The organism is Mycobacterium sp. (genome assembly GCF_050701675.1).
Taxonomy (GTDB): Bacteria; Actinomycetota; Actinomycetes; order Mycobacteriales; family Mycobacteriaceae; genus Mycobacterium.
Map to the genome: position 1 here is coordinate 1 of NZ_JBOGDD010001115.1, position 10,081 is coordinate 10,081.

13 protein-coding genes are annotated in these 10,081 nt (G+C 68.6%); 7 read left to right on the plus strand and 6 right to left on the minus strand.

Annotation, left to right across the window (positions count from 1 at the left end):
• Positions 1 to 6 precede the first annotated feature (6 nt).
• Positions 7 to 675 (minus strand): FadR/GntR family transcriptional regulator, encoded by a 669-nt coding sequence (locus ACRDUX_RS34560; protein WP_526420975.1) that lies wholly within the window; start codon positions 673 to 675, stop codon positions 7 to 9.
• 74 nt (positions 676 to 749) lie between these two features.
• On the opposite strand from ACRDUX_RS34560, the gene ACRDUX_RS34565 reads away from it, so the two are divergent.
• The 4 genes from ACRDUX_RS34565 to ACRDUX_RS34580 all read left to right on the plus strand — a co-directional run bounded on the left by ACRDUX_RS34565 (position 750) and on the right by ACRDUX_RS34580 (position 4,979).
• Entirely contained in the window at positions 750 to 1,949 is a 1,200-nt protein-coding gene (locus tag ACRDUX_RS34565) for a CynX/NimT family MFS transporter (RefSeq protein ID WP_526420997.1), read from the plus strand.
• A 200-nt stretch (positions 1,950 to 2,149) separates the two neighbouring features.
• Positions 2,150 to 3,358, plus strand: a complete 1,209-nt coding sequence (locus tag ACRDUX_RS34570) for an RNA polymerase sigma factor (RefSeq protein WP_526420999.1) — start codon at positions 2,150 to 2,152, stop codon at positions 3,356 to 3,358.
• Positions 3,346 to 4,041: an HAD family hydrolase gene (locus ACRDUX_RS34575; RefSeq protein WP_526420977.1), complete on the plus strand. Its 696-nt coding sequence runs from the start codon at positions 3,346 to 3,348 to the stop codon at positions 4,039 to 4,041. The genes ACRDUX_RS34570 and ACRDUX_RS34575 overlap by 13 nt, the downstream gene beginning before the upstream one ends.
• Positions 4,042 to 4,064: 23 nt before the next feature.
• Positions 4,065 to 4,979 carry a 1,4-dihydroxy-2-naphthoyl-CoA synthase gene (locus ACRDUX_RS34580; protein WP_526420979.1) on the plus strand — a complete coding sequence of 305 codons (915 nt, stop codon included), beginning with the start codon at positions 4,065 to 4,067 and terminating at the stop codon, positions 4,977 to 4,979.
• A gap of 4 nt (positions 4,980 to 4,983) precedes the next feature.
• Here the strand turns inward: ACRDUX_RS34580 and ACRDUX_RS34585 are convergent, their stop codons facing one another.
• Together ACRDUX_RS34585 and ACRDUX_RS34590 are read right to left on the minus strand one after the other, a co-directional pair.
• Positions 4,984 to 5,250: a hypothetical protein gene (locus tag ACRDUX_RS34585; RefSeq protein ID WP_526420981.1), complete on the minus strand. Its 267-nt coding sequence runs from the start codon at positions 5,248 to 5,250 to the stop codon at positions 4,984 to 4,986.
• Between the two features lie 100 nt (positions 5,251 to 5,350).
• Entirely contained in the window at positions 5,351 to 5,845 is a 495-nt protein-coding gene (locus ACRDUX_RS34590) for a pyridoxamine 5'-phosphate oxidase family protein (protein ID WP_526420983.1), read from the minus strand.
• A gap of 98 nt (positions 5,846 to 5,943) precedes the next feature.
• Here ACRDUX_RS34590 and ACRDUX_RS34595 point away from each other — a divergent pair, with 98 nt between their 5' ends.
• The 3 genes from ACRDUX_RS34595 (at position 5,944) to ACRDUX_RS34605 (ending at position 7,833) form a co-directional block, all read left to right on the plus strand.
• The gene (locus ACRDUX_RS34595) at positions 5,944 to 6,456 is read left to right on the plus strand and encodes a hypothetical protein (RefSeq protein WP_526420985.1); all 513 of its coding nucleotides are present in this window, start codon (positions 5,944 to 5,946) and stop codon (positions 6,454 to 6,456) included.
• Between the two features lie 11 nt (positions 6,457 to 6,467).
• The gene (locus tag ACRDUX_RS34600) at positions 6,468 to 7,343 is read left to right on the plus strand and encodes an SDR family oxidoreductase (RefSeq protein WP_526420987.1); all 876 of its coding nucleotides are present in this window, start codon (positions 6,468 to 6,470) and stop codon (positions 7,341 to 7,343) included.
• Between the two features lie 103 nt (positions 7,344 to 7,446).
• Positions 7,447 to 7,833, plus strand: coding sequence for a VOC family protein (locus ACRDUX_RS34605; protein WP_526420989.1), 387 nt, complete (start codon positions 7,447 to 7,449; stop codon positions 7,831 to 7,833).
• Positions 7,834 to 7,880: 47 nt separating this feature from the next.
• On the opposite strand, the gene ACRDUX_RS34610 is transcribed toward ACRDUX_RS34605, so the two are convergent.
• From ACRDUX_RS34610 to ACRDUX_RS34620, 3 genes are read right to left on the minus strand one after another with little or no spacing between them, the layout of a single operon-like run.
• Positions 7,881 to 8,183, minus strand: a complete 303-nt coding sequence (locus tag ACRDUX_RS34610) for a DUF3349 domain-containing protein (RefSeq protein ID WP_526420991.1) — start codon at positions 8,181 to 8,183, stop codon at positions 7,881 to 7,883.
• Between the two features lie 11 nt (positions 8,184 to 8,194).
• On the minus strand, positions 8,195 to 8,479 hold the full coding sequence (locus ACRDUX_RS34615; protein ID WP_526420993.1) for a hypothetical protein: 285 nt from the start codon (positions 8,477 to 8,479) through the stop codon (positions 8,195 to 8,197).
• Positions 8,480 to 8,514: 35 nt separating this feature from the next.
• Positions 8,515 to 9,756, minus strand: a complete 1,242-nt coding sequence (locus ACRDUX_RS34620) for an inorganic phosphate transporter (protein ID WP_526420995.1) — start codon at positions 9,754 to 9,756, stop codon at positions 8,515 to 8,517.
• Positions 9,757 to 10,081: the final 325 nt, after the last annotated feature.

Sequence of the window (10,081 nt, forward strand, 5' to 3'; positions counted from 1 at the left end):
GGGTGGTTAGGACGCGTCGAGCCCGGCGAGGATGACGTCGAGTAGCTCACCGGCCATGTTCCCCGCCCGCTCCACGTCGCCCGCCACGATGTGCTCGAGCAGCACGCCGTGGTCGACGATCTCGACCGGCGTCTCGGTGGTGGCCGCGACGCTGGCGGTGATGGCCTCCATCAATCCGCGGTAGAGCTCGGCCAGGATCACGTTGTGCGAACTGGCCACGATGGCGAGGTGGAACTCCGCGTCGGCGCGGGCGAAGTCGTCGGCGCGGCCGTCGCGCAGGCATTCGTCGCGCCGAGCAAGCAAGGACCGTAGGTCGGCGAGGTCGTCCGTGGTGCGGTTGGCCGCCGCAAGGCGCGCCCCCTCGACCTCCAAGCCGCGCCGCAGCTGCAGGACGTCGCGCAGTTCGGTACCGCACAGCCGGCGCAGGGCGCCCGACACCTCGCTGGTCGCCCTGACGTAGGTGCCGTCGCCCTGCCGGACCTCGAGGATCCCGGCGTGCGCCAGCGCGCGGACGCCTTCGCGCACGGTGTTGCGGCCGACGCCGAGGGACTCGACGAGGACGGCCTCGTTGGGGATGCGGTGCCCGACCGGCCACTCCCCGCTGGTGACCGACTGCCGGAGCTGCTCGATGACCTGGTCGACCAGGCCGGCACGTCGGGCAGTGTTCAACGGCACAGGGACATCCTTTCAACCAATCATGGGATGTATGGCAATGTAGCAGCGTGCGTGGCGAGAAGCAGGACGAGCGAATCACCCGATCATCGGGGGCCGAACTCGACGGCATCCCGGTCATCGCGGGCGGAACGCTGCTCGCCGTCGCCGTCGTCCTCACCGCATTGAACCTTCGGCCCGCCGTCACCAGCGTCGCCCCTCTGCTCGGTGACATGCGAGCCGACCTGGGCACCTCGGCGACGTGGGCCGGCCTGCTGACGACACTGCCCGCCCTCTGTTTCGCGGCGGCGGGCCTGGCCGCGCCGCGACTGTCCGCCCGGTTCGGTCTCGGCCGTGTCATCGCGATGGCCCTGGTGACGCTCACCGCGGGGCTGGCCGTCCGCTCCCTCGACGGGCCGCACGTCGTGATGGGCGCGACGCTGGTCGCCTGCGCGGGCATCGCCTTGGTGAACGTGCTGATCCCGGTCGTGATCAAGGGGTCGTTCCCGACCAGGGTCGGCCTGATGACCGGCATCTATACCGCCGCCCTGCAGGGTGGAGGGGCGCTGGGCTCGGCGGTGACCCCGGGAGTCGAGGTGCCGCTGGGCGGCTGGCGGATCGCACTGGCGGCATGGGCGGTGGTCGCAGTGATCGCGCTCGCGGCGTGGATACCGGCCGCTCGGCGCCACCGTGGCTCCTGGGTCCAGACGGCGGCGCCCGTTGGCGGTCGACGGTCGCTGCTTGGCAACCCGCTCGCCTGGACGGTCACTCTGTTCTTCGGCTGTCAGGGATTCCTGGCCTACATCGTGATGGGTTGGCTGCCACAGGTTTTCATCGACAACGGGGTTGACAAGACGCAGGCTGGGTTGCTGGTCGGGCTGGCGTCCCTGGTGGGGGTGCCGGTCGCCCTGCTGATCTCGCCGCTGGCGGCCCGCAGCCCCAACCAGAGCGGGTGGATCGTCGCGATCGGCATGGTCGGGATAGTGGGAACCGTGGGACTGCTGGTTGCGCCCGCCGCGGCACCGGTGACCTGGAGCGTGCTGATCGGCGTCGGAATGAGTGCCTTCTCGGTGGCGCTCGCGGTGATCGCGCTACGGGCACGCACCGCCGAGGACACTGCCCAACTGTCCGGAATGGCACAGGGATTCGGTTACCTGATCGCGGGTGCCGGGCCCTTCCTGTTCGGCCTTCTGCACGACGTCTCGAACGGATGGACCATTCCCTGGGTGATGTTCCTGGTGGTCTACGTCGTGCAGATCGTCGCCGGCGCCGCCGCGGGTCGCAACCGCTACGTCTGAGCGCACTCACCGCGGGAGTGAACCCCCTACCGAATTCCCGCGCGAGCGTGCAGGTTTGCACACCTTGACTCGGCGCGTCGCGTACAGACACGCACGCTCGCGGGGAGGGTGGGAGGGTGGGGGTGGCTACGGTTGGGGGTGGCTACGGTTGGGGCGTGCCTGCCACCGACGTTCGTCAGACCGTCGACGCGGTGTGGCGGATGGAGGCCGCCAAGATCGTCGCCACCCTGACCCGCGCCGTCGGCGACGTCGGGATGGCCGAGGACCTGGCAGCCGACGCCCTGGTCGACGCGCTTGAGCAGTGGCCGACGACGGGCGTGCCACGCAACGCGGGCGCGTGGCTCACCACCGTCGCCAAGCGGAAGGCGATCGATCACTGGCGGCGTCAGGACCGCCTCGACTCCAAGTACGCCTCGCTGGCCCGCGAGTTGGAAACGCACGTCGACGAAGCGTGGGACCCGGACCTCATCGACGACGACGTCCTGCGGCTGATCTTCATCTCCGCACACCCTGTGCTCCCGAGGGAGGGCCAGATCGCGTTGACGCTGCGCGTCGTCGGCGGCCTCACCACCGAGGAGATCGCACAGGCGTTCCTGGCGCAGAAGGCCACCGTCGCGGCCAGGATCACGCGCGCCAAGAAGACCCTCGGCGAGGCGAACGTGCCCTTCGAGGTGCCCGAGAAGTCGGAATACCCGCGTCGGCTCTCGGCGGTGCTCAGCGTCGTCTACCTGATCTACAACGAGGGCTACTCGGCGTCGTCGGGCCTGCGGTGGATCCGAGACGAACTGTGCACGGAGGCACTGCGTCTGGGCCGGGTGCTGGCCGCGCTGGTGCCCGATGAGGCCGAGGTGCACGGACTGGTGGCGTTGATGGAGTTCCAGTCCTCGCGGTTTGCGGCGCGGACCGACGCGGACGGCCGGCCCGTCCTGCTGGAGGATCAGGACCGCACCAGGTGGGACAGGGCGCAGATCGTGCGCGGTACCGCCGCCCTTCGACGGGCCGCGGAGACGTTGCGCCGCAAGGACATCGGCTGGGGACCGTACGCACTCCAGGCCTCCTTGGCCGAGTGCCACGCGAGCGCCCCGACCGCGGCGGACACCGACTGGCCCCGCATCGTGTCGCTATACGACGGGATCCTGCAGATCGCGCCGTCGCCCGTGGTGGAACTCAACCGGGCGGTCGCGGTGGCGATGCGGTCGGGACCCGCCGATGCGTTGGCGATCGTCGACCGCATCGACGGTCTCGGCGAGTCCTACCTCCTGCCGAGCGTGCGGGGGGAACTGCTGTCGCGTCTGGGCAGGACGGCCGAGGCGGCCGACGAGTTCGCGCGCGCGGCGGCCATGGCGACCAACGAAAGCGAACGCGGAGTTCTACTCGAGAAGGCCGAACGGGCACGATGGACGACGTGACTACGATGCGCGCAGTGCTGTTCGACTTCTCCGGAACCCTCTTCCGCCTCGAGGAGGACGACAGCTGGTTCGCCGGGATCGAGGTCGACGAGCGCTCCGTCGACGGACACGTGCAAGCCGAGCTGATGCGCCGCCTCACCGCCCCCACCGGACGGTCCGTCGACATGGACGAGCAGACCTACCGCGCCTGGGTGAACCGCGACCTGGCCCCGCATCTGCACCGCGAGGCGTACCTACACGTCCTTCGGGAATCCGGACTGGCCGACCACCACGCCGAGGCGCTCTACGACCGCGTGATCGACCCCGCGAGCTGGACCCCGTATCCCGACACCGCCGCAGTGCTCGCCGCCCTGCACGGCCGCGGCGTGAAGACCGCCGTAGTGTCCAACATCGCGTTCGACGTCCGGCCGGCGTTCACGGCGCTCGGCGCGGCTGACGACGTCGACGAGTTCGTGCTGTCGTTCGAGGTCGGGGCGGTCAAGCCGAACCCCGAGATCTTCCAGACCGCGCTGCAGCGTCTGGGCGTCGATGCCGCGGACGCCCTGATGGTCGGCGACAGCGAGGAGGCCGACGGGGGTGCCAAGGCAGTGGGCTGTCGGTTCGCGCTCGTCGACCCGCTGCCCACCGAGCAACGGCCGGACGGGCTGATCGCGGCCCTGGGAGCCGCGGGGATCGACCTCTAGGCCATGGCTCTACAGTCAATCGGGTGAGCGCTGACAACCCGTTCGATCCGACCGTGTGGCAGCCCGTCGCGGGCTTCGACCTGACCGACATCACCTATCACCGGCACGTCGTCGACGGGGTGCGCAAGCCGACGGTGCGCATCGCGTTCGACCGACCCGAGGTCCGCAACGCCTTTCGGCCGCACACCGTCGACGAGCTGTACCGCGTGCTCGACCACGCCAGGATGTCGAACGACGTCGGCGTGATCCTGCTGACGGGCAACGGGCCCTCTGAGAAGGACGGCGGCTGGGCCTTCTGCTCCGGCGGTGACCAACGCATCCGCGGCCGCACCGGTTACCAGTACGCGGCGGGCGAGACGGCCGACACCGTGGACCCCGCGCAGGCAGGCCGACTGCACATTCTCGAGGTGCAACGCCTGATCCGGTTCATGCCCAAGCCCGTGATCTGCCTCGTCAACGGCTGGGCCGCCGGCGGCGGGCACAGCCTTCACGTGGTGTGCGACCTGACGCTGGCCAGCCGCGAGCACGCCCGCTTCAAGCAGACCGATGCCGACGTCGGCAGCTTCGACGGCGGCTACGGCAGCGCGTACCTGGCCCGTCAGGCGGGTCAGAAGTTCGCCCGCGAGATCTTCTTCCTCGGCAGGCCGTACACGGCCGAGCAGATGAAGGCGATGGGCGCAGTCAACGAGGTCGTCGACCACGCAGAGCTGGAAACCGTTGCCCTGGAATGGGCCAACGAGATCAACGGCAAGTCCCCGCAGGCCATCAGGATGCTGAAGTTCGCGTTCAACCTGCTCGACGACGGGCTCGTCGGGCAACAGGTGTTCGCCGGGGAGGCGACCCGGCTCGCCTACATGACCGACGAGGCGGTCGAGGGGCGCGACGCGTTCCTGGAGAAACGCGACCCCGACTGGTCGAAGTTCCCGCGTTACTTCTGAGCGCTCAGATCCCGGTGCACAGCGACACGAACGGGATCGGCGCGCAGATTCCCACCGAGAAGTACGGGGTGGGGTCGCCGTTCCACGCCGGAGGTGGCGGTGGAGGCGGCGGCGGCAACGCGGCCGCTATGCACGTGTTCGATGGAGCGTCGAACACCGTCCCCAGCCCGCATTCGGTGGCATTGCTCACCGACGGCGACACGATCGTGACGAAGGCGAGCGGCGTCAGCACCCCCGCACCCGCCACCGCCACCCGTTGAATGATGCCCACGACGACACCCCTCCCTGGGAACTTCCCCGACCCAGCTCAGGCCGTGGATTTTACGCCTGGCGAGCCGGGGTCACCAGCGATCGGGCGCAGGGCGTTCGCGTCAGGGACGGAACCGCGTCTGGCCGTGGGGCGCCTTCGCGAAGGCCAGCACCTTCGTGGGCATGACCCGGAACACGTGAGCAAGGTGACCGTCCGGTTCGAAGCCGTCGGCGCCCGGAGTGAAATCCCACTCCCCCCGGTACTTCTCGCGATAGGCGTCGGCGAGGGCCGTTGTGGCCTCAAGGCCCGTGATGCGCTCTGCATCACCCTCGACGACGACGTCCAGGCCGGCCTTCCACGTGTTGGTTCCCGTGGTGACGGCGACCGCCCGCCCATGTGCGAGGTTGCGGGCCTTCTGTTCTTCGGGGCCGGTGCAGAACACGAACGAATCGTCGACCCACAGCCCGACGAGCGGGGTGACGTGTGGTCGACCGTCCTCGCGAACCGTGGTCAGCCAGTACAACTCGGCGGACGTCAGCGCAGCGCCGACCGCTGCCCAATCCGCGGGTGCGTCGGTCTCGCCGAAACGGGCGTCGAGTTCTGGCGTGAAGGTCATACCGCTAGTGACTGGCGCGCGGCCGACAACTCATCGCGCAACGGCTGTGGGACCTCTCCGAGCGGATGATTCGGGCGCGCTAACGTTCGGTGCGCGATATGTGGCGCGCGATAGTCAGCGCGCCGAAGTCACGAGGGGGGACGTTCATCGAAGCGAAGATCACGCGATGGGCGATCGGCTCCCTCGGCGTCGTGGCCATCGCGGTCGCGACGGCGTTGCCGTGGTACACCGCTCAAGCCGCCACCGGGTCGGCGCAGATGACCGGGTGGGGCGCCTGGACCACGACGGGCGACGTCGACGCCAGCTTCCGGACGCTGCCGCTGGCCGTGCTGGTGTACCCGCCCGCGGCGGTGATGGTCTACAGCGCGGTGCGAAGCGCGTTCGGCCTCGCGGTCATCGGGGCCATCGCCACGCTGGCGGCAGCGATCCTCCCGTTCATGGTGATGCCCGCCGCCGACCGCCACGTGCCGGGCAGCGGTGCGGTCGGCGTCGAGGTGGCCGCGGCGCCGCTGACCCTTCTCGCGATCGCGCTGGTGGCGACCGCCGTCTGTTGGATCGGCTACGCGCGCTGCGTCCTTCGCACCTCACCACGCGCAGATGCCGGGACCTAAGCTCATCGACTGTGAGTAAGAACCCCCTCCGCCGTCTCGCGGACTCGCTGCTGCTGGCCAGCATGCGACCGCCGTTGACTGCTCAGCTCTTTCAGCCACGGCACGACGTCGACCTCAGCGGCAAGCGGATTCTGGTCACGGGGGCGTCGTCGGGAATCGGCGAGGCGGGCGCGGTGAAGCTCGCCCGCGAGGGGGCGCGCGTCATCGTCGTCGCCCGCAGGCAGGAGCTGCTGGACTCCGTCGTCGAGCGCATCACGTCCGAGGGCGGCGAGGCCTGCGCGTACGCCTGCGACCTGTCCGACCTCGACGCGGTGGACGCCCTGGTGTCCGAGGTCGACGAGCGGTTCGGCGGGGTGGACGTCCTGATCAACAACGCCGGGAGGTCGATCCGCAGACCGCTGGCCGAGTCGCTGGAGCGCTGGCACGACGTCGAGCGGACGATGGCGCTGAACTACTACTCACCGCTTCGTCTGATCCGCGGCTTCGCGCCAGGGATGCGGGAGCGCCACGACGGGCACATCGTCAACGTCTCGACGTGGGGCGTGCTCAGCGAATCGTCGCCTCTGTTCGCCGTCTACAACGCGTCGAAGGCAGCGCTGACGGCCGTCAGTCGGGTCATCGAAACCGAATGGGCCGCGGACGGCGTGCACTCGACGACCCTGTTCTACCCGCTGGTCAAGACCCCGATGATCGCACCGACCAGGGCGTACGACGGTCTGCCAGGGCTGTCCGCCGACGAAGCGGCCGACTGGATGGTCTCGGCAGCGCGGCACAGGCCGGTGCGCATCGCGCCGCGGATGGCCGTGACGGCCCACGCGGTGAACAGTTTCGCGCCCGCGGCCGTGGACGCCGTGATGAAGCGCCAACGCGTCCAACCCAGCGGCTGAGCGCCCGGCCCGGCTGCGCCGAAATAGCATTCCCTGTCGTCATTCCGGCGCTTTGACGACAGGGAATGCTATTTCGGCGAGGTCGCTGTGTTAGAACCGACGCATGGAGATCCTGGCCAGTCGCGTGCTGTTTCGACCGGCCGACTATCAGAGTTCATTGCGCTTCTACCGCGACGCGATCGGACTCGCCGTCGCGCGCGAGTACGGCGCGGGCACGGTGTTCTACGCCGGCCAGTCGCTCGTCGAGCTGGCTGGACACGGCCGCACATCGGATGAGGCACCGCCCTTCCCCGGCGCACTGTGGTTCCAGGTGCGCGACGTCTACGCCACCCAGGCCGAATTGGAGGGCCGCGACGTCGTGATCGCCAGGGCGGCCAAGCAGGAGCCATGGGGTCTGCACGAAATGCACGTCACCGATCCGGACGGGGTGACGTTGATCTTCGTTCAGGTCCCCGAGACGCACCCGCTGCGCCGCGACACCAGAAAGTGAGATCCCCCCGGCTCGATGAGCCGAGGGGATCTCTGGGGCAACGTCTTTCAGCGCGCGGGGGCCGCCAGCGGCCAACCAACCGAGGCCAGCCGAGAGGCGACCTGATGGATCTCCTCGGGGTTGGGCTCCTTGTCGATCACGTCCTGGACCGCCTTGCGGATCTCGTCCTCGGTGACGCTGTCGGCGTCGGTCGACTTGAGGATCGACTGGGCCGCCGTGACGACCTCTTCGTCGCTCAGCGAACGCTTCAGCAGCGCGAGTAGCGGAAAGTAGTCCTTCGGCGGGACGCCCTCCGGGTAACCAGCGTTGAGCCAGTGCACGACGTTGTCGAGAATGGTCTTGTCAGTCATGTTCTTCTCGCTCACTTCTTGATTCCGAAGAAGGGGTCGAACCCGGTGTGGTGGATGATCGTGGCTCGGGTGATCCACAGGATCGCGACGAAGATCACGAACCCGACGATGGCGAACAGCAGCAGGCCGAGGAACTTGAGCGTGGGGTTGGGGGCGTCGACGGACCCGTCGGCCTCAGCTCCACCGACACCGTGCGAGTAGGCCACCAGCCCGAAGGCGAAGACGGCGGGCAGGCCGGCCCCGAGGACCAGGCCCACGATGAGGACCGTGATCAGCGGGATCACATACGTAGTCATCAATGATTCCTTCTGTTAGCAGGCGATGGGCCGGATTAGACGCTGGCCTTGGGGGTTTCGGCAACGACGCCGCGGACGTCGGCGGGCACGACGGAGTTGGTCGAGTCGTCCCAATCGGCGTTGACGTTCTTGCTGTCGACCTTCTGCTTCTGTGCACGCCAGTACATGTAGCCGGACAGGCCCACCAGGATCACGAAGATCAGGCCGTCGCCGGCCAGCTGCGTGGTGGCGCCTGCGACGAAGTGGGACAGCCAGAAGGCGAGCGCACCGACGAGCGCCGCGGCGGGCAGCGTGACCAGCCACGCCACTGCCATGCGGCCCGCCACTGCCCAGCGCACCTGCGCGCCCGGCTTGCCGACGCCACTGCCAAGGATCGAGCCGGTCGCGACCTGCGTGGTCGAGAGGGCCATGCCCGCGGCGCTGGAGGTCAGGATGATCGCAGCGGAGGACGCCTCGGCGGCCAGGCCCTGCGGCGACTCGATCTCGACGAGGCCCTTGCCGAGCGTGCGGATGACACGCCAGCCGCCGATGTAGGTGCCGAGGCCGATGGCCAGAGCGCAGGAGAAGATGATCCAGAAGGGCAGACCGTTCGCCTTCACGTCTCCGGTCAGGTGCCCGGTGGTGATGAGCGCGAGCGCGATGACGCCCATCGTCTTCTGCGCATCTCCGGTGCCGTGAGCGAGCGCGACGAGCGACGCCGTGATGATCTGGCCCCAGCGGAAGCCCTCCTCGCGACGCTTCTTCTCGACGTTGCGAGTGAGGCGGTAGACCAACCAGGTGCCCGCCGCGGCGACGAGGCCGGCGATGAACGGGGCGGCGACCGCGGGAACCAGCACCTTGCTGATGACGCCTGGCCAGTTGACGCCTGACAAGCCCGCGGCGGCGAGGCCCGCACCGATGAGGCCGCCGAACAGTGCGTGCGACGAGCTGGACGGGATGCCGAACAGCCAGGTCAGCAGGTTCCACAGAATGCCGCCGATGAGGCCGGCGAAGATGATGGTGAGGCCGGTGGCCGCGTCGATCGTCGGGACCAGGGCTCCCGTCTTGCTGTCCTGGATCTTCAGGACCGAGGTGGTCACGGTGACCGCGACCTCCACGGACAGGAACGCGCCGACCAGGTTGAGGATGCCAGCGAGGAGCACCGCGGTCTTGGGCTTGAGGGCACCGGTGGCGATCGAGGTCGCCATGGCGTTGCCCGTGTCGTGGAATCCGTTGGTGAAGTCGAATGCCAGCGCCGTGACAATCAGCAACACCAGGATGATCATCGTTGTGCTCATGGGTACAGATTGTGGGGCTTGGTCCGTCGTTTTGACCAGCCGCTAGGGGGCCTAACCGGCGGCCTCACCTGGGGATTTCCGTTCACCTGCGAGCTGTTCATCCACTGTTCACCTGATGGGCGGGGCGCGTTCGCCTGCGGCGCCGGAATATCCCGTCCGATCAGTTCAGAAGCGCCCTAGACCCGAGCGCGCCATTAACATCGAGCCATCAGACGTTGCCGCGGCGGGTACGCCGCGGTTTTAGGGGAGTTGACACCGTGAACGCTTTTCTCGCCAAGATCGTGGCGTGGATCAACGCCGGATACCCCGAGGGGGTGCCTGGACC